This window comes from Comamonas endophytica (assembly GCF_023634805.2).
GTDB lineage: Bacteria > Pseudomonadota > Gammaproteobacteria > Burkholderiales > Burkholderiaceae_C > Comamonas > Comamonas endophytica.
Window position 1 is genome coordinate 1,685,338 of record NZ_CP106881.1, and the last position, 23,550, is coordinate 1,708,887.

Genomic DNA, 23,550 nt, shown 5'->3' on the forward strand with positions numbered 1-23,550 from the left:
AGGGCCGGCCGTTCATCCTTCGACGCGGCCGGCCAGGCAAGCTCAGGACGAACGGTGAATACGTCACCTCCGGACCGGCGCGGGCCAAACCGTTCGTGGTGATCCTGAGCTTGTCGAAGGATCGAACCATGGACGGCCTGTCCGATAGTGCGTGAATGCCTGCTCTAGAGGGTAGGCCCTTCATCCTTCGACAGGCTCAGGACGAACGGTTTATACAAGGTAGGCTGATCGACTAGCGACACCTACCTCCTCGCCTCCCTATACAACCCCTGCACCTTCGGCACATTCCGCTCCAGCTCCCGGATCCGCTCCGGTCCGCTGGGATGGGTGGACAGGAAGGCCAGCCCATTGCCGCCACCCCCGCCCGTGTTGCGCCCCATCTTCTGCCACAGCGTCACCGCGGCCTGCGGGTTGTAGCCGGCGCGCGCGGCCATCTCCAGGCCCACCAGGTCGGCGTCGCTTTCGTCGGCGCGGCTGAAGCGCAGGCTCAGCAGCTCGCCGCCCAGCCGGGCCGCCATGTTGCCCAGGTCGCCCAGACCCAGCAGCTGCGCGCCCAGCGACAGGCCGATGCCCGTCGCCTGGTTCTTCGCCAACTGCTCGCGCGAATGCTCGCGCAGCGCATGCGCCATCTCGTGGCCCATGATCATCGCGGTCTCGTCGTCGGTCAGCGCCAGCTTGTCGAGAATGCCGGTATAGAAGGCGATCTTGCCGCCGGGCATGCAGAAGGCGTTGATCTCCTGGCTGCCGATCAGGTTCACCTCCCAGCGCCAGGAGCGCGAGCGCTCGTTCCACTGCGCCGTGTGCGGCACCAGCCGGCCGGCAATGGCATGCAGGCGCCTGAGCTGCGCATTGTTCGGCGGTGCCAGCGCGCCCTGGGCCTTGGCCTGGGCCAGCAGCTGCTGGTACTGCTCGACCGCGGCCTGTTCCAGGGTTTCCGCGGGGACCAGCTGGCGCAGGCGCGAGCCGCTGCCGACGTTGACCTGTGCCAGCGCAGATCCGCTGGCGGTCGCCAGGGCCGCGGCGCCGCCCAGGCGCAGGAAGGCACGGCGCGCCTGCCAGGGGCTTGCGGCCGCGCAGGCGCAATGCCAGCAGCTGCCGGCGCTTTGGGAAGCGAGGGAGGGAAGATGGAGGTGCTGCATGCACAAAAGTCTAGCGCTTCCCACAGGCTTGACCGTCAGACAATGCCGCCAGCGCCGTGCACGCCGGCCGCATGCGGATAATGGCTGCGCAGCCTTCACACCTCCATGAACCAATCCTCTTCCACCGCCACGCCCGCTTCTCCCCCCGCCCGCAGCTGGCGCGCCACCTGGCGCGTCTACCGCGAGCCCGCGAGCTGGCGCATGCTGGCGCTGGGCTTCTCGGCGGGCCTGCCGCTGCTGCTGGTGCTGGGCACGCTGTCGTTCTGGCTGCGCGAGGCCGGCATCGACCGCGCCACCATCGGCTACCTGAGCTGGGTCGGTCTGGTCTATGCCTTCAAGTGGCTCTGGGCGCCGCTGGTCGACCACCTGCCGCTGCCGCTGCTCACGCGCCGGCTCGGGCGCCGGCGCAGCTGGCTGCTGCTGGCGCAGACGCTGGTGATGGCCGGCCTGGTCGGCATGGCCTTCAACGACCCGCTCACCAGCCTGCAGCCCGTGGTCTGGTGCGCGCTGGCGGTGGCCTTCGGCTCGGCGACGCAGGACATCGCGCTCGATGCCTTCCGCATCGAGTCGGCCGATGCCGACCGCCAGGCGGCGCTGGCCGCCACCTACCAGACCGGCTACCGGCTGGCGATGATCTGGGCCGGCGCCGGCGTGCTGTGGATCGCCGCGCGCGCCCAGGGCGATGCCCCGGGCTATCTGCACGATGCCTGGCAGGTGGCCTACTGCGCCATGGCCGCCAGCATGCTGGTCGGCGTGCTCACGGTGCTGCTGTCGCGCGAGCCCGCGCCGCACGCGCTGCCGCGGGCGCGCAATGCGGCCGAATGGCTGCGCGGCGCCGTGCTCGCGCCCTTCGCCGACTTCGTCCGCCGCTACCGCGCGCAGGCGCTGCTGATCCTGGCGCTGATCGCCGTCTACCGCATCAGCGACGTGGTCATGGGCATCATGGCCAACCCCTTCTATGTGGACATGGGCTTCACCAAGGATGAGGTCGCGGCCGTGACCAAGGTGTTCGGCGTCATCATGACCCTGGCCGGCGCCTTTCTCGGCGGCGCGATGGCCATGCGCTGGGGTGTGATGCGGGTGCTGATGCTGGGCGCGGTGCTGTCGGCCATGAGCAACCTGCTGTTCGCGCTGCTGGCCACGCGCGGCCATGACCTCACGGCGCTGGCGCTGGTGGTCTCGGCCGACAACCTCGCCGGCGGCATTGCCTCGGCGGCCTTCATCGCCTACCTCTCGGCGCTGACCAACGTGCAGTATTCGGCCACCCAGTACGCGCTGTTCAGCTCGATGATGCTGCTGGCGCCCAAGTGGCTGGCGGGCTTCTCGGGCGTGTTCGTCGATGCGCATGGCTACGTCGATTTCTTCGTCGCCACCGCGGCGCTGGGCCTGCCGGTGCTGCTGCTGGTGTGGGCCGCTTCGCGCGTGCCGCTGCGGCCGCGCGATTGACATCCGGCGCCGGGCCTGCGAGATTTACCCATCTTTACGCAGGCGACAAGCCACAGCGACACCCCGGCGCCACGATGGCCCCATGGCCCTGTTCTCTTCCTCACTTCCCCCGACCGACTCCATGAGCGTGCACCACCTGCTGATGATCGAAGACGACACCCGCCTGGCCCAGATGGTCGGCGAGTACCTGGGCCAGAACGGCCTGAAGCTGACCCACTGCGGCGACGGCCTCGGCGGCCTGGCGGCGCTGCAGGTCGTCGACCCGCAGGCCCTGCCCGACCTGGTGATCCTCGATCTGATGCTGCCCGACATCGACGGCCTGGAAGTGTGCCGCCGCATCCGCGCGCTGCCCGGCGCCGCGGCGCAGATCCCGGTGCTGATGCTGACCGCCAAGGGCGACCCGATGGACCGCGTGATCGGCCTGGAGATCGGCGCCGACGACTACCTGCCCAAGCCCTTCGAGCCGCGCGAGCTGCTGGCGCGCATCCGCGCGATCCTGCGGCGCCAGGGCCATGGCGCGGTGGAGGCGCCCACCCAGGCGCTGCGCTTCGGCTCGCTGGAGATCGACCGCGACGCGCGCACCGTGTCCGTGGCCGGCCAGTCCTGCGAGCTGACCTCCTACCAGTTCGACCTGCTGGTGGCGCTGGCCGAGCGCGCGGGCCGCGTGCTCTCGCGCGAGCAGATCATGGAAGCCGTGCGCGGCCGCGAGCTCGAGGCCTTCGACCGCTCCATCGACGTGCACATGGGCCGCATCCGCGCGGCCATCGAAGCCGACCCCAAGGCCCCCAAGCGCATCCTGACGGTGCGCGGCGTGGGCTATGTGTTCGCCAAGCAGCAGGACTGAAGCCATGCAGTTGCTGCGCCTCTTCTCCCGCCGCCTGTACCTGCGCATCTGGCTGGCCGTGGTCGGCGGCGTGGCGGTGCTGACGCTGCTGGTCGCCTGGGCCTGGCAGACCGCGGCGGAATTCAACGCCCAGCAGAACAGCGCCAGCGCCGCGCCGGCGCGCGAGATCGTGCTGCGCGACGCCGACGGCCGGATCCTGGCGCAGGGCCTGGGCATACGCCGGCCCGGCGACCCGGCCGAAGGCCTGCTGTTCGATATCGAGAGCAAGGACGGCCAGAGCTTCCAGCTGCAGATGGCGCCGCGTACGCAGCGCGGCGAGCGCCCCCCTCCGCACGGCCCGGCCGCGTTCTGGCTGCGGCCCTTCGGCTTCCTGTGGATGCTGGCGCTGGTCGGCCTGGCGGTGGCGCTGGGCGTGTTCCCGATCATCCGCCGGCTGCTCAAGCGCCTCGAGAACCTGCAGCGCAGCGTGCAGCGCTTTGGCGACGGCGACCTGGCCACGCGCGTGCCGGTGCAGGGCAACGACGAGCTGGCCGACCTCTCGCGCCAGTTCAACGCCTCGGCCGGGCGCATCGAGGCGCTGATGGCCTCGCACAAGTCGCTGCTGGCCAACGCCTCGCACGAGCTGCGCTCGCCGCTCACGCGCATCCGCATGGGCATGGAGCTGATGGCCGGCGACCAGCCCTCCCCGGCCTCGCGCGCCGAGATCCTGCGCAATGTCAACGAGCTCGACCAACTGGTCGACGAGATCCTGCTGGCCAGCCGGCTGGATTCGCCCGAGGTCGATGTCGGCACCGAGGAATCGGTGGACCTGATCGGCCTGTGCGCCGAGGAATGCGCGCGCGTCGACGCCGAGCTGCAGCTGCACGGACTGGCATCGCTGGAGGTGCCGGGCGTGGCCAAGCTGCTGCGCCGCGCGGTGCGCAACCTGCTGGAGAACGCGCGCCGCTACAGCGAGGGCGAGATCGTGCTGGAGCTGTCGTGCATCGGCGCGCGCCGCGCCGAGATCCGCGTCAGCGACCATGGGCCGGGCGTGCCGGCCGATCAGCGCGAGCGCATCTTCGAGAAGTTCTACCGGCTGCCCGGCGCCAGCGAGCGCTCGGGCGGCGTCGGCCTGGGGCTGGCGCTGGTGCGCTCCATTGCCGAGCGCCATGGCGGCAGCGTGCGCTGCGAGGGCCGCGCCGACGGCGCGCCCGGCGCCTGCTTCGTGCTCAGCCTGCCGCTGGCCTCATGACCCGCGGCGCTTGGCATCGGGCAGCAGGTAGCGCTGCGCGATGCTGCCCTTCACGTACAGGCCGCGCTCCAGATACAGGTCCAGGCGCTTGCGGTCGGGATTGCGCAGCTTGATCAGCGGCACCGGCGGCTGGCGCACGCGCGAGAACATCAGCCGGATCTTCAGCGCCGTGCGCCGCCACCCGCCCAGCACATGCAGGAAGAACGGCCCGTCCTCGGCGCGCGCCAGGCACATGGCGTAGGGGCGCCCGCTGTGCAGCGTCACCTGCATCGCCAGGTGGATGCTCAGGTACTCGGGAATGTCGATGTTCTGGCGCATGGCCTCGTACACGCCGCGGCGCTGCAGATGCTCCACATACTCGCGGCCGGTGCGCGCGATCACCTCGGTGGTGAACTCGTGCTGCAGGTCGGCGATGAAGGGGCTGAGCGGCGGCGCCGCCATGAACCAGCTCTCGACCACCGGGCAGTCCGGCTCGGTGGTGTAGCGCTCCAGGTAGTAGCCGATGAAATCCGCGTCGCTGACTTCCTGCTGGCGCAGCACCCATTCGAGCGACTCGGTCAGGATGGTGCTGGCATCGAGCCAGATGCCGCCATGCAGGCGCAGCAGCTCCAGGCGGATCCAGTCCGAGCGCTTGGCCACGGGCAGCGCGAGCACCTCGGGCGGCAGATGCGGGATATGCTCGGCCACCGTCTGGTCGTCGAGGATGTGGATCGCGAAGTCCGGATTGAAGCGCCGCCAGTTCTCGAAGCAGCGCTGGACCAGCAGCGGCGGCGCCGCGCCATTCCAGTAGGCCCAGATGACGCGCGGAATGCCGCGCGCCGCCAGGCCCTGCGCGCGCGTGGCGCCGCCCTTGCCGAACAGGTGGAACAGCTGCGGCGGGCCCGCCTCGAGGGGGCGGCGGCGCAGCGCATAGTAGCGCTGCATCCAGCGCGCCAGCCAGAGCTCGCCGCGGGTCTTGAACCCCGTTGCCTTGGTATTCATTCGGGTCTCCATTTCAGCCAGCGGCGCAGCTTCATCCAGCGCAGCAACCAGCCGCGGCGCAGATAGGCCCGCGCCAACCGGGCGGGAAGCAGCGGCGAGGCGCGCTCGAAATCGGCGCGCAGCGCATCGGCCAGCGCCTGCACCCGGGCGCGCGGCGCCGAGCGGCCCAGGCGCTCGGCATAGCGCATCGCGCCGATGAAGCCACGCGCGCACTGGTGCGCCCACGCGAACTGCACGCGCGCGTCCTGCAGCAGCGGCAAGGGCTGGCAGGCGGCCAGCGGCAGCAGCGCGCCGGCCTGGTCGCGCGCCTTGGTCTCGTTCATCGTCGCCAGGATGCTGTCGCCGCGCTGCCGATAGGCGACCCAGGGCTCGGCGCAGTGGTAGAAGCTGGCCGCGCGCGTCGCCAGCTGCGGCATGGTCATCAGGTCCTCGAAATAGCGCCCCGCAGGAAAGCGCAGCCCGGGCCACAGCGCGCGGCGCGAGATCTTCGACCAGGCATGCAGCTGGCCCGTGGCCAGCATGCCGGCGAGCAGCTGCGCCGGGTCGCGCAGCAGCTGGCCCGAGGGCCCCTCGAAGCTGCGCCGGTGGCGCTCGCCGCGCAGCGCGTGCTTGAGGCGCGGGCGCTCGCGCCAGACCGAGAAATCGCACAGCACCACATCGGGCGCATGGGCGCGCACGATGCGCTGCAGCGCGCCGATGCTGCCCGGCAGCAGCTTGTCGTCGGAGTCGAGGAACCACAGGTACTCGCCGTCGGCGGCATCGATCATGGTGTTGCGCGCCGCGCTCAGGCCGCCGTTCTTCGCATGCTGCATCAGCTGCAGCCGCCCGGGCCAGCGCGCGGCCAGCGACTGCATCAGCGCCCAGGAGCCATCGGTGGAGCAGTCATCGAGCACGATGACCTGCACGCCCTCGCCGGCCTGCTCCATGACGGACTCGAGGCACTGCGCGAGATAGGGCTCGACGTTGTAGACGGGGATCAGCAGGCTCAGCCAGTTCATGCCTTGGCTCCCGTATCGAGCAGCGACGCGAACAGGTCCTCGTAGTCGCGCGTCATGCGCTCCAGGCTGTATTGGAGCAGCGCCTCCTGGCGCGCCGCCGAAGCCAGCCGCTGCGCCAGCGCATCGCCCCGCAGCAGCTGCTCGAAGGCATCGGCCATCGAGGCCGGGTCCGCATGTTCGGCCAGCAGCCCGTTGGCGCCATGGTCGATGACTTCCTGCACGCCGATGACGCGGCTGGCCACCACGGCGCAGCCCGCGGCCATGCCCTCGATCAGCGACAGGGGCATGCCCTCGTAATGCGTCGCCAGCACGCAGATGCGGCTTTGCTGCAGCAGCTGCGGCACGTTGTCGCACAGCCCGAGGAAATCCACCTGCTGCTCCAGCCCGAGCTGCGCGCACAGCTGGCGCGCGGCTTTGAGCGCGCTGGCCTTGCCGCCGCCGGCCAGCAAGAGCCGCGGCGCGAGCCCGCGTTCGCGCAGCAGCGCCAGCGCGCGCAGCAGCGTGGCGTGGTCCTTCTGGCGGGCAAAGCGCGCGGCCATCACGATCACCGGCGCGCGCGCGGCAAGCAGAGGCGGCTCCTGCAGATAGGGCGCGAGCCGGATGCCGTTGCTGATCGCCAGCGTCGTTTCCGGTGGGAAACCGCGCTGCAGCAGGCTCTGGCGCACGCCCTCGGAGCAGCCCACCGTGGCCTGGGTGCGCCGGCTCAGCCACAGCGCCTGCGCCAGCCGCCAGCGCGTGTAGCGCTCGCGCGAGTTGTGTTCCACATGCACCAGCCGCGGCACCTTCGCCAGCAGGCCGGCATAGCGCCCCCAGAGATGCTCGCTGAAGCCATGCGCCACCAGCACGTCGGGCTGGAATTCACGGCAGACCTTCCACAGCTCCCAGATGCTGGCCGCATGCGACCAGCCGGCAACGACCTGCACGTCGAGCCCGCGCGCGCGCAGCGCCTCGACGCGCGCGGCCGACGTGTTGCGCTTGCGGCGCAGCACCAGCTTCGCCTCGAAGCGCCCCGACTGCCTGTGCGCCGCCACCAGGTCCACCGCCACCTGCGTGGCGCCGGAAAAGCCGCCGGTCACGAAGTGCAGCACGCGCGGCAGGCGCTGGACGTTGTCCTTGGCGCTCATGCTGCGCTCCCGGCATGGCCCTCTTGGCCGCGCAGCGCCGACCAGAGGATCACCACGCAGAACACGAAGAACACGATGCCGCTGTTGTGCACGAAGAAATGCTGCGTCAGGCCGAAGGAGAAATACATCAGCGGCACCATGCTGCCGGCCAGGCGCAGCGCCAGCACGTTGCGCCAGCGCTCGGGCGCGCCCTCGAAGCGCCGCATGCGCCGCGCGCTGGGCCAGAACAATGCCAGCACGCTGACGTACAGCGCGGCCTGCAGCAGCACGCCGGGCACGCCCAGCTTCACCCACAGGTCGATGAATTCGTTGTGGATGAAGTTGTATTCGCGGATGGACTGGCTGTATTGCCCCGCGTCGACGCGCCGGTGCATTTCATCGATATAGCCCAGCATGCCCCAGCCCAGCAGCGGCTTCTCGCTGACCAGCTGGCCTGCCAGCCGGTACTGCTCGAGCCGGATGCCCAGCGAGGAATGGGTGTGCGATTCCTCGAAATAGTGGCTGATCTCGTCCTGGGCCAGCTGCATGCGCTGCGACAGCATCCCGATGTTGGCGGCTCCAGCCACCGCCAGCGCCAGCGCGAAGCCGGCGATCAGCTTCCACAGCAGCTCGCGCCGGTAGCGCCACACGATCACCAGCACCGCGGGCAACGCCAGCCCCAGCGCGACCCAGCCGCCGCGCGAGGCCGACAGCAGCGAGGCCTGCAGCCCCAGCGCCACGGCCAGCACGACCACGGGTTTTTGCCAGCGGCGCAGCTGCTGCCAGTGCACGCCGGCCTGCACCGCCAGCAGGGTGGCCATCAGCAGGGCGATATTGCCCCACTGGATGGCATTGGTGTAGCCCGTGGCGCGCGGCAATTGCAGCACATGGACCTGCCACAGGCCCGTGAGCCCCCCGCCGATGGTGCCGACCACGAGTCCCCAGAAGAAGGCCGCGGGCCGCGGCGGATGGGCCATGGCGAACAGCAGGCACATCGCGCCCAGCAGGAACTTGACGGGCCGGTCCCAGCGCCTGGCCGCATCCTCCAGCGCGGACAGCTCGAACCACATGCACGCCATGGCGGCAAACAGCACCAGCAGCAGCAGCGTGCCGCGGTCGGGCCGGCGCAGCGCCCAGCGGTGCACCCAGCACAGCGCGGCGATCACCATGATGGCGATGCCATAGGAATAGCCCGATTTCAGCGACAGCGCCGCCGCCGGCAGCAGGAATGCCGCCGCCGTCATCAGCGCCAAAGGCATTTGTTTGCCCCAATCTTTCATCTTCCCTCCCCCTGATTCACAATGCTGCACCCTGTGTACCTGATCTCAGTACGTATGCGAAAAATCCCGGCATCGTTGTTTGAATTCGTGCGGCGCTGCGCGCTCTGGAAGCTCGGCGCCCCTGCGGCTTTCCAGCTGCCGGCGCCGCTGCTGCTGCCGGGCGCCGCCCCGGCGCAGGCAGTGCCCCAGGACGCACCGATTCCCAGGATCCTGTGGACCTACTGGAACCAGCCGCAGACCGATGCCCTCACGGCCCAGTGCATGCAAAGCTGGCGCCGGCACTGCCCCGGGTACGAAATCGTACTGGTGCACCCTGACAACATCCTTGCCCATGTCGCCGCGCAGGATCTGCCGCCCGGGTTTGCCGCGCTGCACCCGACCAAGCAGTCGGACTGGCTGCGGCTGTATCTCGTGGCGCACCATGGCGGCTACTGGCTCGACGCCAGCACCGTGCTGACCGCCTCGCTGGAATGGATGGCGCAGGGCGCGGCGCAGCAGCATGGCGAAATGGTCGGCTTCTATCTGGAGGGGTTCACGCGCGACCGGCGCTATCCGGTCATCGAGAGCTGGGCCTTCGGCGCGCCCGCGCATTCGCGCTTCATGCAGGACTGGCAGCAGGAATTCCACCGGGCGCTGATCGTCGAGGGCACGCAGGCCTATCTGCAGCGGCTGCAGGCACAGCCCGAAAGCGCGGCCATTTTGCAGGGCATTGCCGACCCGAGCTATCTGCTGATCCATGTGACGGCCCAGCAGGTGCTGCGCCGCCAGGCCCATGGCCCGCTGGTGCTCTACAAGGCCGAGGACACCGCGTTTTTCTACCATGCGGCGCTGCGCTGGAAATGGTATTTGCTCTACCCCCAGCTGTGCCTGGCGCCGGCGCCACAGGTGCTGCCGCCGCTGGTGAAGCTGCGCGGCGGCGAGCGCCGGCATCTGGGCGAGATGCTGTCGCAGCATGGCGGCGCGCGCCCGGGCAGCCTGTGGCACCGGGCCTGCGGCGGCTGAGGCGACGCGCCTGAACCGGCTCAGTGGCCGTGGCCCACGGTCTCGCCTTCCTTGAGGCGGTACACCGTGCCGCAATAGGGGCAGCGGGCTTCGCCGGCGTGGGCCAGGTCCATGTAGACCTTGGGGTGGCTGTTCCACACCTTCATGTCGGCAAGCGGGCTGGGGCAATACACGCCGCCAAAGCTGTTGAGGTCCTTGGCGGCCAGTTCTACGACGGCTTGGGTCATTGTCTTGTTCTCTTGTCTCGAGGGGCTGGGAAAAAGCTTACACCGGCGTGAGCCAGTGCGCGTACTTGGGGTTGCGGCCGTTGACGATGTCGAAGAAGGCCGACTGGATCTGCTGCGTGATCGGGCCGCGGCTGCCGCCGCCGATCTGGATGCGGTCGAGTTCGCGGATCGGCGTGACCTCGGCGGCGGTGCCGGTGAAGAAGGCCTCGTCGCTGATGTAGACCTCGTCGCGCGTGATGCGCCGCTGCTGCACCTCCAGGCCGAGGTCCTGGCAGATGGCGAACACCGTGTTGCGCGTGATGCCGTTGAGCGCGCCGGCCGACAGGTCGGGCGTGATGACCACGCCGTCCTTGATGATGAAGATGTTCTCGCCCGAGCCCTCGGAGACGAAGCCTGCGGCATCGAGCAGCAGCGCCTCGTCGTAGCCGTCGTCGAGGGCCTCGGTGTTGGCCAGGATCGAGTTGGTGTAGTTGCTCACCGCCTTGGCCTGGCTCATGGTGATGTTCACATGGTGGCGCGTATAGCTGCTGGTCTTGACGCGGATGCCGCGCGCCATGCCCTCCTCGCCCAGATAGGCGCCCCAGGCCCAGGCCGCCACCATCAGGTGGATGTCGTTGCCCTTGGGCGAGACGCCGAGCTTCCTGTCGCCGATCCAGGCCAGCGGACGCAGGTAGCACGAGGCCAGCTGGTTGGCGCGCACCACCTCGATCTGCGCCTGGTTCACCTGCTCGGGGGTGTACGGGATGTTCATGCGCAGGATCTTGGCGCTGTTGAACAGGCGTTTCGTATGGTCTTCCAGGCGGAAGATGGCCGTGCCCTGCGCCGTCTCGTAGGCGCGCACGCCCTCGAAGGCGCCGCAGCCGTAGTGCAGCGTGTGCGTCAGCACATGCACCTTGGCGTCGCGCCACTCGACCAATTCGCCATCCATCCAGATCTTGCCGTCACGGTCGGCCATCGAGGGAACTGCGGAGCTCATGGAAATCCTTCGCTGAAACGCAAAAAGGAGATTCTACGGCGCGCTCGTGTGTTCGATGGCGGGGGCGGGGGCTTCTTCCTGCTTGGGGCGATACAGCTCCCAGGACACCAGGCGGCCATGGTCGAAGGTGCAGGTCACGTGCGAATCCGAGCCATCGGTCCAGCGGAAGACTTCGGGCTGCTGGCCCTCGGGCGACAGCTGCTGGCCCAGAGCGCGCGTCATGGCCACGACATGCATCATGTTCACGCCCTGGCGCAGCCGGGCATTGAGCATGACGGCGCTGGCGACATAGCCGATCGGGTGCTGCGAGGCCTTGCGCACCACCGCCATCATCCGGTTGAAGTGCAGCAGCAGCCACATCACGATACCGCCGCCGACGCCGGCCACGCCCAGCCAGCCATAGGTTTGATGGGCAGCGTACAACAGCACTGCCAGTCCCACGGGGACCCAGATTTTGCGCAAATTCATGGCCGCCATTGTCTTATGGACGCCGGACTTGGGGGTTGTGGTGAGTGCGTATAACCTTTTGCGCGGTGCGTCAGCTGATTCCGCGCACGATATTCATGGCCTCATCGACGCGTTCGACGGCATGGATAGTCAGCCCTGGAATGGCTTTCTTCGGTGCATTGGCCTTGGGCACGACAGCCATCGTGAACCCCAGTTTCGCCGCTTCCTTGAGCCGCTCCTGCCCGCGCGGCGCGGGCCGAACCTCGCCTGCCAGGCCGACCTCGCCAAAGGCGATGAAGCCGCGCGGCAGCGCCTTGCCGCGCAGGCTGGAAGTGATCGCCAACATCACCGCCAGGTCGGCCGCAGGCTCGTTGATGCGCACGCCGCCGACCGCGTTGACGAACACGTCCTGGTCGGCGCAGGCCACGCCCGCATGCCGATTGAGGACCGCCAGCAGCATCGCCAGGCGGTCCTTGTCCAGGCCCACCGACAACCGGCGCGGGCTCGGGCCGCCCTGGTCCACCAGCGCCTGGATCTCGACCAGCATCGGCCGCGTGCCTTCCAGCGTCACCAGCACGCAGCTGCCGGGCACGGGCTCGGTGTGCTGGCTCAGGAAGATCGCGCTCGGGTTGGTGACGCCCTTGAGGCCCTTCTCGGTCATGGCGAACACGCCGATCTCGTTCACCGCGCCAAAGCGGTTCTTGATCGCGCGCACCAGGCGGAAGTTGCTGTGCGTGTCGCCTTCGAAGTACAGCACCGTGTCGACCATGTGCTCGAGCACGCGCGGCCCGGCCAGCGCGCCTTCCTTGGTCACGTGGCCGATCAGCACCACGCAGATGCCGGTGGTCTTGGCGGCGCGCGTGAGGTGCGCCGCGCATTCGCGCACCTGCGCCACCGAGCCGGGCGCGGACGACAGCTGGTCGGAATAGACGGTCTGGATCGAATCGACCACCACCACCATCGGCTGGGTCGCTTCCACGGTGGCCAGGATCTTCTCCAGCTGGATCTCGGCCAGCACCTGCACCTGGCTGTTGTCCAGGCCGAGCCGGCGCGAGCGCAGCGCGATCTGCGCGCCGCTTTCCTCACCCGTCACATAGAGCGTGGGCAGGCCCTGGCGGTGCAGCGCATCGAGCGCCTGCAGCAGCAGCGTCGACTTGCCGATGCCCGGGTCGCCGCCGATCAGCACCACCCCGCCCTCGACGATGCCGCCGCCCAGCACGCGGTCGAGCTCGTCGATGCCGCTGGGCGTGCGCGCGACGTCGGTGGCCTCGATGGCCGACAGCGGGGTCACGGGCTGGGCATTGGCCATGCCGGCATAGCCCTGGGGCGCGCTCAGCCGGTTCTTGCCGCCGCTGGCGGACTCTGGCACCGATTCGATCAGCGAATTCCAGGCCCCGCAGGAGGGGCACTTGCCCAGCCAGCGCGGGCTGGTCGCGCCGCAGGCATTGCAGACATATTGGGTTTTCTCTTTGGCCATGGAGCGAGCATATCGCCCCTCGGCTTTCGGCTCGGGAGAGCTGTGTGGTACCCATAGTACTGGCTATACTTACAGTCCCTCCGGACGGACCTCAGCCGCTCAGGGGGCGCCGTCAAGTTCAGCGTGGTGAGCAATCTCACCGCGTTTCCAGTACGCCGCGATGCGCATGCGCTTCACATCCACACCGGGCTTGGCCAGCACGACGCGGCGCAGCGCCGCCATCTCGCTGTGCTCGCCCGCGGCCCAGATGAAGCCATCGCCCGCGGGCAGTGCCAATGCCTCGGCAGCAGCCGTGAGCGAATCGACCCATTGCAGGTCCAGCTGGGCGGCGCTGCCCAACGGCCGCTGGTCGCGTGCATCGGCCACGTGGATGCGCACCGTGGCCTTGGCGGTAGCCGGGAGTTCAGCCAGGCGGCGCTCGATGGCCGGCAGCGCGCTTTCATCGCCCAGCAGCCAGTGCCATTCGAATTCCCTGGGAACGAGCATGCTGCCGCGCGGGCCGGCCACGCCGACCCACTGGCCCAGCGGCGCGTTGAGCGCCCAGTCGGCGGCCGGGCCGGTGTTGTGCAGCGCGAATTCGATCTCCAGCTCGTTGCGTTCCAGGTCGTAGCGCAGCGGCGTGTAGTCGCGCGTGGTCGGGCGCTCGCCCTCGAAGCTCGGGCGTCCGTCGACGATCTTTGGCAGGTTCGGGCGCTCCAGGCCCGGCTGCGGCAGGATGAATTTCACATGGTCGTCGAAGCCGGTGCTGACGAAGCCCGCCAATTCGGGCCCGCCCAGCGTCACGCGCACGAAGCCCGGGGTCACGCTCTCGCGCTTGAGCAGCTGCAGGTGGCGCGCGCCAAAGGGGTGGCGCTGGCGCTCCACGCGCAGGGGCTGGGCGGAAGGTGTGTCGGGTGAAGTGGTGGTCATGCAGGCCTCTGGCGTAAAATGTTGATTTAGTCAACGAAATATCGGCTATCTCGTTGATTTAGTCAACCATAAAACCCACACTGCGATGACTGCCAACCACCCTGCAGACGTTTTCGACGCCATGCACGACCTGATGCATGCCTACCGCCAGCGCATGCGTGCGGCGATGCAGGCCGAGCTCACGCCCAACGAGGCGCGCGCGCTGCTGTTCGTCGGCCGCCATCCGATGCGCACGCAAAGGGACCTGGTCGAGCACAGCGGCAACGACAAGGCCCAGATCGCGCGCATGCTCGGTACGCTGGAGGAAAAGGGCTGGCTCGAGCGCGTGCCCCACGCCCAGGACGCGCGCAGCCGCTGCCTGCGCCTGAGCCCCGCGGGGCAGGCGGTCTTCGAGCGCATGGGCGAGCGCCGCAGGGAAATCACTGCGCGGATGCTGCGGGATTTCTCGCCCGGGGAGCAAGAGGTGCTGCGAGGGTTGCTGGGGAGGATGGTGGGGAATCTGGAGGGGGAGTGATCGGGGCTCGAGTTTCAGACACTCCTTTGACGGGGCCACCCAGGCAGGCCCAGGAGTGCCTGCGTAGCCGAACGGTTTCCTCGATTTGAGAGTGGGCCCGTTACCCTTCGACGGGGCCGCCCAGGCAGGCTCAGGGCGAACGGATTAGAAACCGTTCGCCCTGATCCTGAGCTTGTCGAAGGATCGAAGGGTGGACGGCCTGCCCTCAAGTAGCAGAAACCGTTTCAATCCACCATCACCGGCACCCTCGCCGCCACCGCGCACATCAACTCGTACCCCAGCGTCCCTCCCGCAGCCGCCACCTCGTCAATGGACAGCCGCGCCCCATTCGACGCCCGCCCCCACAGCGTGACCTCGCTGCCCATGCCCGCGCCCTCGATGGGCGTCAGGTCGACGTTGATCATGTCCATGCTGACCCGCCCCAGCACCCGCGTGCGCTGGCCGTCGACCAGCACCGGCGTGCCCGTGCCGCACGCGCGCATGTAGCCGTCGGCATAGCCACAGGCAACGATGCCCACCGTCATCGGGCCGTCGGCGGTGAAGGTCGAGCCATAGCCCAGCGTGTCGCCGGCCTGCAGCTGCTGCACGCCGATCACGCGGCTGGACAGCGTCATTGCCGGCTGCAGCGCCCAGTCGCCGTGTGTATGCCGTGGAAAGTCGGGCGAGCTGCCGTACAGCACGATGCCCGGGCGCACCCAGTCGCAGCGCACCTGCGCGTCATCGGCCAGCGCCAGCGTCGCGGCGCTGTTGCACAGGCTGCGCTCGCCGGGCAGGTCGCGCGTGGCCTCGTGGAACACCTGCAGCTGGTGGCCCACGCCGCGCGGGCCGTCGGCATCGCTGAAGTGGCTGATGAAGGAGATCTCGTCGACCTGGGTCAGTGCGTTGAGCCGCGCCCAGGCCGAACGGAAGCGCTCGGCGGGGAAGCCCAGCCGGTTCATGCCCGAGTTCAGCTTCAGGAACACGCGGTGGCCGACCTGCGTCTTGTGCGCGGCCAGCCAGTCGATCTGCTCGTCGCAGTGCACGACATGCCACAGGCCCAGGCGCGAGCACAGCTCGAGGTCGCGTGCCTCGAAGGCGCCCTCGATCAGCAGGATCGGGCCGCGCCAGCCGAGCTGGCGCACGCGCTCGGCCTCGGCCAGGTCCAGCAATGCAAAGCCGTCGGCACCGCGCAGCGCCTCGTACACGCGCTCGATGCCATGCCCATAGGCATTGGCTTTGATCACCGCCCACAGCTTGGCATCCGGCACCGCCTGGCGCACGCGTTCGAGGTTGTGGCGCAGGGCGCTGGAATGGATGGTGGCGAGGATGGGACGCGGCATGGTGCTGAAGCAAAAGGAGACAGGGAATTCTGGCACTGCTGGCCCGAAGCTGCATGTTATAACCAGCGCTCACTGCGTTTGAGTCCTCCACCACCTCCGGCAAAGGCCCCGCCGATGCCCGTTCCAGCCATTCCATGAAGCGCGGTTTCTACACCATCATGTCGGCGCAGTTTTTCAGCTCGCTGGCCGACAACGCCCTGTTCGTGGCCGCCGTGGAGCTGCTGCGCACGGGCGGCGCACCCGAGTGGCAGCGCGCCGCCCTGGTGCCGATGTTCGCGTTGTTCTACGTGGTCCTGGCGCCCTTCGTCGGCGCGTTCGCGGACGCATTGCCCAAGGGTCGGGTCATGTTCATCAGCAATGCGATCAAGGTCGTCGGCTGCCTGATGATGCTGTTCGGCCACCATCCGCTGGTGGCCTATGCCGTGGTCGGCCTGGGCGCCGCTGCCTATTCGCCGGCCAAGTACGGCATCCTGACCGAGCTGCTGCCCGCGTCGCAGCTGGTCAAGGCCAATGGCTGGATCGAGGGCCTGACCATCACCTCAATCATTCTGGGCGTGCTGTTGGGCGGCCAGCTGGTCGGCCCGGTGCTGTCGTCCCATCTGCTGGCCCTGAACCTGCCCGGGGTGCAGAACGCCGCCGAGGCCTCGATTGCCGCGCTGGTGCTGGTCTACGTGCTGGCCGCCTGGATCAACACCCGCATTCCCCACACCGGCGTGGCCATGCGCCCGCTGCGCCAGGACCCGGACAAGACCCTGCTGGGCAACGCGCTGGCGCTGCTGCCCGACTTCTGGATCTGCAGCCAGCGCCTGTGGACGGACAAGCTGGGCCAGATCTCGCTGTCCACCACCACGCTGTTCTGGGGCGTGTCGGGCAACCTGCGCTACATCGTGCTCGCCTGGAGCGCCGCGGCGCTGGGCTACAGCACCACGCAGGCGTCGTCGCTGGTCGGGGTGGTGGCGATCGGCACCGCCGTGGGCGCGGTGGCGGCGTCGAGCTACATGAAGCTGGAAACCGCGACCCGCGTGATTCCGCTGGGCATCGCCATGGGCGTGCTGGTGATCTGCATGAATTTCATCGACACCATCTGGCTGGCCGTGCCTTTCCTGATCGTGCTGGGCGCGCTCGGCGGCTTCCTGGTCGTGCCGATGAATGCGCTGCTGCAGCACCGCGGCCACAACCTGATGGGCGCGGGCCGCTCGATCGCGGTGCAGAACTTCAACGAACAGGCCTGCATCCTGCTGCTGGGTGCGTTCTACAGCCTGTCGACCAAGCTCGGGCTGTCGGCGTTCGGCGCGATCACGCTGTTCGGCCTGGCCGTGGCCGGCATCATGCTGTGCATCGGCCGCTGGCATGCCTACAACTGCAGGCACTATCCGCGCGAAGTGGTGCGTCTGCGCAAGATTGCCCGGCAAGACAACAGCCACTGAGATGCAGCCATTGCGGGCATTGGCCCTGGATGCGCTCGTACAGGCGCCGCGTCGGCCCCGGGCATAAGCTCCCAGCCATCACAACACCAGGGATGGACCATGGCTGACCACAGCTCGATCTACGACTTCACCGCTACCGATATCGAAGGCCGCGAAGTACCATTGTCGCAATACCAGGGCCGGGCGCTGCTGATCGTCAACACCGCCAGCGCCTGCGGCTTCACGCCGCAGTACGCGGGGCTGCAGGCGCTGCATGCGCAATACGCCGACCAGGGGCTGACGGTGCTGGGTTTCCCCTGCAACCAGTTCGGCGCGCAGGAAAAGGGCAGCGCCGACGAGATCGCACGGTTCTGCGAGCGCAACTTCGGCGTGCAGTTTCCGCTGATGGACAAGATCGAGGTCAATGGCGCGGGCGCCCACCCGCTGTACCGCTGGCTCACGGCGCAGGCGCCGGGGCTGCTGGGCAGCAAGGCCATCAAGTGGAACTTCACCAAGTTCCTGGTGGGCCGCGACGGCCAGGTGATTCGCCGCTATGCGCCGCAGGATGCGCCGGCGAAACTGGCGAAGGACATCGAAGCCGCCCTGACCTGAACGAAAAAAAGCCCCGGGCGGATGCGCACGGGGCTGGGTCTGGTCAGCGTTGCCGCTGCCTCAGGCCTGGTCGCCAGCCGGCTCGGCGGGAGCCGCAGCAGCGGCCTGCTCCGCCAGGGCCTTGCGCCGGCGCGCGCGCTCGATGGTCTGGGCGGCGGTGCGCGCCACCATGCCATACATGTCGGCAAAGGCGGCGAGCTCCTGGCCGCTGGCCTCGAAGGCGCGCAGCAGGGCTTCGTCCCTGGCGGCGCGCATGGCGGCTTCGGCCAGCGCTTCGTCCACCAGCGCGTTGCTCGCGTCGTCACGGGTCTGCACGCGCTCGGCGTAGGCTTCACGGCTCAGGCCCGAGGCTTCGAAGGCCTGGATGATGCGGTTGACCAGCTTGGGACGCAGGTCCTCGTTCGAGCGCTGCTGGCGGCGGCGGAACACTTCCAGCAGCGCATGGTGCACATGCTCGGGTGCCATGTCTTCGACGGGCTGGCCCTGCAGGTCGTGGCGCGGCTGGCCCGCGGCCACGGCGGTGAGGTAGCGCGAGGAGCGGGTGTGGATGGACAGCGCCACCTTCAGGCCGTCGCGGTCGAAGGCTTCGGGCTGGGCTTCGAGCAGGTCCTGGAAGATGCCGCGCTTCATCGGCAGCGGGTTTTCGCCGAACAGCCGGGGATAGAGCTCGGCCAGCTTCAGCAGCAGCGGATGCTGGCTGCGCGGAGCCTGCGCGGGGCGGTCGGCGGGGGCCGCGGGCGCCGCAGCGCCGTCACGGCGGCCCTGGCCGCCGCGTCCACCACGGTTGCGGCCGCCGCGGCTGCGCGGCTTGCGGGAGGCCTCAGCAGCTGGCGCATCAGCCGCTGAGGAATCAGCCGCTGGGGCACCAGCTCCGGGGGCCGTAGCCGCAGCATTCTGTTCTTGTGGTTCAGACACGGGATCGGTCATGGCGTAGCGCAGCTCAATGCAATAAAAGACAACCTCGCATCATGCCAGCATTGGCAATCGCCGGACAGCGGCGTTGTCTCTCGAAGGCAGGTCAATGGGTGCGCAAACCACATCCTCAGTGGGATGGGAGGGCCTCATCGAGCACCTCCACCCAATGCCGCACCGGCACCTCGGTGCCACTTTGCAGATGGGTGATGCAGCCGATATTGGCCGACAGGATCGCCACCGGCGGAGCCTCGCCGCAGGCCTCGCCCAGCGCGTCGAGCTTGCGCTCGCGCAGCTGGCCGGCGATCTGCGGATGCAGCACCGAGTAGGTGCCGGCCGAGCCGCAGCACAGATGCGACTCGGTGCGCGCCACGCGCAGCGCAAAGCCCAGCTGGCCCAGGTAGGTCTCGACACCGCCGCGCAGCTTCTGGCCGTGCTGCAGCGTGCAGGGCGGGTGGTAGGCCATGACGCCTGCGGGCGGCGCGATGCGGCCCTGCAGGCGCTGCGCCAGCTCGGGCAGCATTTCGGGCAGCAGCTCGCTCAGGTCGCGCGTGAGGGCGCTGATGCGTGCGGCCTTGCCGGCATAGGCGGGGTCGTCGCGCAGCACATGTCCATAGTCCTTGACGGTGGCGCCGCAGCCCGAGGCGTTCATCACGATGGCCTCGACCGCGCCGCTTTCGACCTGGGGCCACCAGGCGTCGATATTGGCGCGCATCTGCGCCATCGCGCCGTCCTGGTCGTCCAAATGGAACTTGACCGCGCCGCAGCAGCCGGCCTTGGGCGCAATGACGGTCTGGATGCCGGCGGCATCGAGCACGCGCGCCGTGGCGTAGTTGATGCGCGGCAGCATCGCCGGCTGCACGCAGCCGGCCAGCAACAGCACCTTGCGCGCATGCTCGCGCACGGGCCAGGCACCGGTTTCCTGCGGCGCCGGCACCTTGGCCTTGAGCGCGTCGGGCAGCAGCGGACGCACCGCCTGGCCCAGCTTCATCGCGGGCGCGAACATCGGCGACGTCAGCCCTTCCTTGAGCGCCCAGCGCGTGAGGCGCTCACCCAGCGGCCGCTCGACCTGCTCGTCGACCACTTTGCGGCCGATGTCGACCAGATGGCCGTACTGCACGCCGCTGGGGCAGGTGCTTTCGCAGTTGCGGCAGGTCAGGCAGCGGTCGAGATGCAGCTGCGTGGCGCGCGTCGGCGCATGGCCTTCGAGCACCTGCTTGATCAGGTAGATACGCCCGCGCGGGCCGTCGAGCTCGTCGCCCAGCAGCTGGTAGGTCGGGCAGGTGGCGGTGCAGAAGCCGCAGTGCACGCATTTGCGCAGGATGGCTTCGGCCTCGGCGCCCTCGGGCGTGCCGCGGAAGGCGGGGGCAAGTTGGGTTTGCATGGCGTGGGAAGAAAAGGAGCCGGATCAGGCCAGGCGCCCGGGGTTGAAGATGCCGGCCGGATCGAAGGCCTGCTGCAGCCGTGCGTGCAGCGCCGCCAGTGCGGGCGGCAGCGGCGCGGCGGGGACCAGCCCTGCGCCGCTGCCGCCCGCACCCGCACTTTGCGCATGGAACATCTGCGCCGAGCCGCCCACCTGCGCCGCCAGCGCCTGCAGCGCCGGGCCCAGCGCGCGCGGCGCCTGCACCCAGCGCAGCGCGCCATGCCACTCGACGAGCGGGCCGCGCGCGCCCTCGGGCAACGCCAGCACCGGCGCCTGGGCCGGCACCGAAAGGCGCCACAGCGCGAGCTCGGGCTGCGCCAGGCGGTCGAGGAACCAGGGCAGCTGGTGGTCGCGGCAGGCGTCCCAGTCGGCGGCCACCTGCGCGTTGTCCTGGCGCTCGCCGCCCAGCGTGGCGCAGGCCGACTGCACCGCGGACTTGGCGCCGCGCAGCCGCAAGAACAGGGTGCCCTGCCCTTGGTCCTCGACCCAGCAGCTGGCGTTCAGCGGCAACGGCTGGCCGCCCCAGGTGTTGAGCCATTGCAGCGCCTGGGCCTGCGTGCAGCGGAACAGCAGCGTGGCCTCGGCCGGAGCCTGGGGCAGCACCTTGAGGCTGACCTCGGTGATCAGGCCCAGCGTGCCCCAGGAACCGGCCATCAGCCGCGGCACGTCGTAGCCGGCAACGTTCTTCATCACCTGGCCGCCGAAGCGCAGCAGCTCGGCGCGGCCGTTGAGCATCTCCAGCCCCAGCACATAGTCGCGCACCGCGCCGACGCTGGCGCGCGCCGGCCCGCTCAGGCCCGCGGCGACCATGCCGCCGACCGTGGCGCCGGGGGCGAAGTGGGGTGGATCGAAGGGCAGGCACTGGCCCTGTTCGGCCAGCAGCGCCTGCAGCTCGGCCAGCGAAGTGCCGGCACGCGCGGTGACGACCAGTTCGCTGGGTTCGTAGCTGAGCACGCCCTGCAGCGCGCGCGTGTCGAGGATCTCGCCCTCCAGCGTGCGCGCATGGAAGTCCTTGCTGCCGCCGCCGCGCAGGCGCAGCGGGGTCCGGTCGGCAACGGCGGCGCGCACGCGCCCGGTGATCTGGCTGAGGGCTGAATCCATGCGCTTATCGTAGCGGCAGGGGTCGCAACGCAACCGGGGCAGGAGCGTGAATTTTTTGCACGCGGGGCGTGAAGCTTGGGCCGGGGGGACGACTTGTAGGGCGGGACGTCCACCCTTCGACGGGCCCGCCCAGGCAGGCTCAGGGCGAACGGAAAAACCCTTCGTGGTGAGCTTGCCGAACCATGAAGGTCCTGCCCTATAGAAAAACCAGTCCCAAAAAAAAGCCCACCGCATGGGTGGGCTGAAATTCCAGCGTCCGAGGAGAACCTGGTATTCGCAATGAAGTTGGGGCAGACGGCCCCGCCACCAGACAGGGCCGCCCGTGCCGGGAGTTACCGCACGTAGGCGGTTTCGCCGTGGGAGCTGATGTCCAGGCCCTGGCGCTCTTCTTCCTCGCTGACGCGCAGGCCGACCAGCAGATCCGCGATCTTGTAGGAAACGAAAGCCACGACACCCGACCACACCAGCGTCACGAGCACGCTCTTGATCTGCACCCAGACCTGGTGGCCCATGGAGTAGTTGGCCGGCTCAACGCCGCCCAGGCTGGCGGCACAGAACACGCCGGTCAGGATGGCGCCGACGATGCCGCCGACACCGTGCACGCCGAACACGTCGAACGCGTCATCGGCACCCAGCATGCGCTTGAGGCCACCCACGCCCCACACGCACAGGGGACCGACGATCAGGCCCATGACGATGGCGCCCATCGGGCCGACGAAGCCGGCGGCGGGAGTGATGGCCACGAGGCCGGCGACGGCACCCGAGATCGCGCCCAGCATCGAGGCCTTGCCCTTGTGCAGCGCTTCGGCAGCCAGCCACGACAGGGTGGCGGCGCCGGTGGCGACGATGGTGTTGACGAAAGCCAGGCCGGCAATGCCGTTGGCCGCGCCGGCCGAGCCGGCGTTGAAGCCGAACCAGCCCACCCACAGCAGCGAGGCACCGACCATGCTCAGCGTCAGGCTGTGCGGGGCCATCGACTCCTTGCCGAAGCCCAGGCGCTTGCCCAGGACGTAGGCACCGACCAGACCGGCGATACCGGCATTGATGTGCACCACGGTGCCGCCGGCGAAGTCCAGCGCGCCGTCTTCGGCCAGCAGGCCGCCGCCCCAGACCATGTGGGCCATCGGGATGTAGCTGAAGGTGAACCACAGCACGGCGAACACCAGCACCGCGGCGAACTTGATGCGCTCGGCAAAGGAGCCGACGATCAGCGCCACGGTGATGGCGGCGAAGGTGGCCTGGAAGGACACGAACACGTATTCGGGAATGGTCTTCAGTGCGCTCGACAGCGTGTCGGGCGTGATGCCCTTGAGGAACAGCTTGTCGAAGCCGCCGAAGAACTTGCCTTCGCCGCCAAAGGTCAGCGTGTAGCCGTAGATGGTCCACAGCACGGTGATCAGCGAGAAGATCACGAAGACCTGCATCAGCACCGACAGCATGTTCTTGGAGCGGCCCAGGCCGCCGTAGAACAGGGCCAGGCCGGGGATGATCATCAGGATCACCAGCATGGTCGAGGTCAGCATCCAGGCGGTGTCGCCGGAGTCGAGCGTGGGCGCGGCTTCAGCGGCTGCAGCAGGTGCTTCGGCCACGGGAGAAGGGGTAGCGACCGCGGCCGCTTCGGGGGCGGGTGCGGCGGCTGCCGGGGCAGCGACGGCTTCAGGTGCAGGCGCCGCAGCGGACGCTTCCACCGCGGGAGTGGTGGCAGTCGCATCGGCCGCAGGCGTCTGCGCCAGGGCGATACCGCCTGACAGCAGGCTCATGCCCAGGCAGAGGGAGGCAAGCAATTTTTTCATGGCAACAATCTTTCTGATCGGTACGAACGCAGGCCTCAGAGGGCTTCCTGGCCGGTCTCGCCGGTGCGGATGCGCACCACCTGCTCGAGGTGGGAAACGAAGATCTTGCCGTCGCCGATCTTGCCGGTGCGGGCCGCGGCCTCGATGGCTTCGAGCGCGCGGTCGACCATGTCGTCGGCGATCGCCGCCTCGATCTTCAGCTTGGGCAGGAAGTCGACCACGTATTCCGCCCCGCGGTACAGCTCGGTATGGCCCTTCTGGCGGCCGAAGCCCTTGACTTCGGTCACGGTAATGCCCTGCACGCCGATGTCGGACAGTGCTTCGCGCACTTCATCGAGCTTGAAGGGTTTGATGATGGCGGTCACCATTTTCATGAGTCGTTCCTCGTTGATCGGGACGCAGGGCGCCCC

23 protein-coding genes are annotated in these 23,550 nt (G+C 68.9%); 7 read left to right on the top strand and 16 right to left on the bottom strand.

Annotation, left to right across the window (positions count from 1 at the left end):
- Positions 1-242 precede the first annotated feature (242 nt).
- Positions 243-1,139: a M48 family metallopeptidase gene (locus tag M9799_RS07615; protein WP_231043035.1), complete on the bottom strand. Its 897-nt coding sequence runs from the start codon at positions 1,137-1,139 to the stop codon at positions 243-245.
- 105 nt (positions 1,140-1,244) lie between these two features.
- On the opposite strand from M9799_RS07615, the gene M9799_RS07620 reads away from it, so the two are divergent.
- From M9799_RS07620 to M9799_RS07630, 3 genes are all read left to right on the top strand, one after another.
- On the top strand, positions 1,245-2,585 hold the full coding sequence (locus M9799_RS07620) for an AmpG family muropeptide MFS transporter (protein WP_231043034.1): 1,341 nt from the start codon (positions 1,245-1,247) through the stop codon (positions 2,583-2,585).
- Between the two features lie 121 nt (positions 2,586-2,706).
- Positions 2,707-3,429 (top strand): response regulator transcription factor, encoded by a 723-nt coding sequence (locus M9799_RS07625; protein WP_231043033.1) that lies wholly within the window; start codon positions 2,707-2,709, stop codon positions 3,427-3,429.
- Positions 3,430-3,433: 4 nt separating this feature from the next.
- Complete coding sequence (locus M9799_RS07630; RefSeq protein ID WP_231043032.1) at positions 3,434-4,660, top strand: ATP-binding protein; 1,227 nt, start codon at positions 3,434-3,436, stop codon at positions 4,658-4,660.
- On the opposite strand, the gene M9799_RS07635 is transcribed toward M9799_RS07630, so the two are convergent.
- From M9799_RS07635 to M9799_RS07650, 4 genes are read right to left on the bottom strand one after another with little or no spacing between them, the layout of a single operon-like run.
- Positions 4,655-5,641, bottom strand: coding sequence for a glycosyltransferase family 32 protein (locus M9799_RS07635; protein WP_231043031.1), 987 nt, complete (start codon positions 5,639-5,641; stop codon positions 4,655-4,657). The genes M9799_RS07630 and M9799_RS07635 overlap by 6 nt on opposite strands.
- Positions 5,638-6,639, bottom strand: coding sequence for a glycosyltransferase family 2 protein (locus M9799_RS07640; RefSeq protein WP_231043030.1), 1,002 nt, complete (start codon positions 6,637-6,639; stop codon positions 5,638-5,640). Before M9799_RS07640 ends, M9799_RS07635 begins: the two co-directional genes overlap by 4 nt.
- Positions 6,636-7,763, bottom strand: a complete 1,128-nt coding sequence (locus tag M9799_RS07645) for a glycosyltransferase (RefSeq protein WP_231043029.1) — start codon at positions 7,761-7,763, stop codon at positions 6,636-6,638. The genes M9799_RS07640 and M9799_RS07645 overlap by 4 nt, the downstream gene beginning before the upstream one ends.
- Positions 7,760-9,001 (bottom strand): O-antigen ligase family protein, encoded by a 1,242-nt coding sequence (locus M9799_RS07650; protein WP_231043028.1) that lies wholly within the window; start codon positions 8,999-9,001, stop codon positions 7,760-7,762. The genes M9799_RS07645 and M9799_RS07650 overlap by 4 nt, the downstream gene beginning before the upstream one ends.
- A gap of 156 nt (positions 9,002-9,157) precedes the next feature.
- On the opposite strand from M9799_RS07650, the gene M9799_RS07655 reads away from it, so the two are divergent.
- On the top strand, positions 9,158-10,024 hold the full coding sequence (locus M9799_RS07655; protein ID WP_231043246.1) for a glycosyltransferase family 32 protein: 867 nt from the start codon (positions 9,158-9,160) through the stop codon (positions 10,022-10,024).
- A gap of 20 nt (positions 10,025-10,044) precedes the next feature.
- Here the strand turns inward: M9799_RS07655 and M9799_RS07660 are convergent, their stop codons facing one another.
- The 5 genes from M9799_RS07660 to M9799_RS07680 all read right to left on the bottom strand — a co-directional run bounded on the left by M9799_RS07660 (position 10,045) and on the right by M9799_RS07680 (position 14,060).
- Positions 10,045-10,251 (bottom strand): zinc-finger domain-containing protein, encoded by a 207-nt coding sequence (locus tag M9799_RS07660; RefSeq protein WP_231043027.1) that lies wholly within the window; start codon positions 10,249-10,251, stop codon positions 10,045-10,047.
- A 37-nt stretch (positions 10,252-10,288) separates the two neighbouring features.
- Positions 10,289-11,227 carry a branched-chain amino acid transaminase gene (locus M9799_RS07665; protein WP_231043026.1) on the bottom strand — a complete coding sequence of 313 codons (939 nt, stop codon included), beginning with the start codon at positions 11,225-11,227 and terminating at the stop codon, positions 10,289-10,291.
- Between the two features lie 33 nt (positions 11,228-11,260).
- Positions 11,261-11,695: a glycerate kinase gene (locus tag M9799_RS07670; RefSeq protein ID WP_231043025.1), complete on the bottom strand. Its 435-nt coding sequence runs from the start codon at positions 11,693-11,695 to the stop codon at positions 11,261-11,263.
- Between the two features lie 70 nt (positions 11,696-11,765).
- Positions 11,766-13,151 (bottom strand): DNA repair protein RadA, encoded by a 1,386-nt coding sequence (gene radA, locus M9799_RS07675; protein ID WP_231043024.1) that lies wholly within the window; start codon positions 13,149-13,151, stop codon positions 11,766-11,768.
- Positions 13,152-13,250: 99 nt separating this feature from the next.
- On the bottom strand, positions 13,251-14,060 hold the full coding sequence (locus M9799_RS07680; RefSeq protein WP_231043023.1) for a siderophore-interacting protein: 810 nt from the start codon (positions 14,058-14,060) through the stop codon (positions 13,251-13,253).
- An 85-nt stretch (positions 14,061-14,145) separates the two neighbouring features.
- Between M9799_RS07680 and M9799_RS07685 the strand changes: the two genes are divergently transcribed.
- Complete coding sequence (locus tag M9799_RS07685) at positions 14,146-14,574, top strand: MarR family winged helix-turn-helix transcriptional regulator (RefSeq protein WP_231043022.1); 429 nt, start codon at positions 14,146-14,148, stop codon at positions 14,572-14,574.
- A gap of 224 nt (positions 14,575-14,798) precedes the next feature.
- Here M9799_RS07685 and alr read toward each other — a convergent pair whose 3' ends face one another.
- The gene (gene alr, locus M9799_RS07690) at positions 14,799-15,893 is read right to left on the bottom strand and encodes an alanine racemase (protein ID WP_231043021.1); all 1,095 of its coding nucleotides are present in this window, start codon (positions 15,891-15,893) and stop codon (positions 14,799-14,801) included.
- A gap of 134 nt (positions 15,894-16,027) precedes the next feature.
- Between alr and lplT the strand changes: the two genes are divergently transcribed.
- Together lplT and M9799_RS07700 are read left to right on the top strand one after the other, a co-directional pair.
- On the top strand, positions 16,028-17,320 hold the full coding sequence (gene lplT / locus M9799_RS07695; RefSeq protein WP_231043020.1) for a lysophospholipid transporter LplT: 1,293 nt from the start codon (positions 16,028-16,030) through the stop codon (positions 17,318-17,320).
- A gap of 99 nt (positions 17,321-17,419) precedes the next feature.
- The gene (locus M9799_RS07700) at positions 17,420-17,911 is read left to right on the top strand and encodes a glutathione peroxidase (RefSeq protein WP_231043019.1); all 492 of its coding nucleotides are present in this window, start codon (positions 17,420-17,422) and stop codon (positions 17,909-17,911) included.
- A 60-nt stretch (positions 17,912-17,971) separates the two neighbouring features.
- Here M9799_RS07700 and M9799_RS07705 read toward each other — a convergent pair whose 3' ends face one another.
- The 5 genes from M9799_RS07705 to glnK all read right to left on the bottom strand — a co-directional run bounded on the left by M9799_RS07705 (position 17,972) and on the right by glnK (position 23,514).
- Positions 17,972-18,838 (bottom strand): ProQ/FINO family protein, encoded by an 867-nt coding sequence (locus M9799_RS07705; protein WP_231043018.1) that lies wholly within the window; start codon positions 18,836-18,838, stop codon positions 17,972-17,974.
- A 115-nt stretch (positions 18,839-18,953) separates the two neighbouring features.
- On the bottom strand, positions 18,954-20,207 hold the full coding sequence (gene glcF / locus M9799_RS07710) for a glycolate oxidase subunit GlcF (RefSeq protein ID WP_231043017.1): 1,254 nt from the start codon (positions 20,205-20,207) through the stop codon (positions 18,954-18,956).
- Positions 20,208-20,231: 24 nt separating this feature from the next.
- Positions 20,232-21,347 carry a glycolate oxidase subunit GlcE gene (gene glcE / locus M9799_RS07715; RefSeq protein ID WP_231043016.1) on the bottom strand — a complete coding sequence of 372 codons (1,116 nt, stop codon included), beginning with the start codon at positions 21,345-21,347 and terminating at the stop codon, positions 20,232-20,234.
- 332 nt (positions 21,348-21,679) lie between these two features.
- A complete protein-coding gene (locus M9799_RS07720) occupies positions 21,680-23,140 on the bottom strand; it encodes an ammonium transporter (protein WP_231043015.1) in 1,461 nt (486 codons plus the stop codon).
- 35 nt (positions 23,141-23,175) lie between these two features.
- Entirely contained in the window at positions 23,176-23,514 is a 339-nt protein-coding gene (glnK, locus tag M9799_RS07725; protein WP_175505503.1) for a P-II family nitrogen regulator, read from the bottom strand.
- Positions 23,515-23,550: the final 36 nt, after the last annotated feature.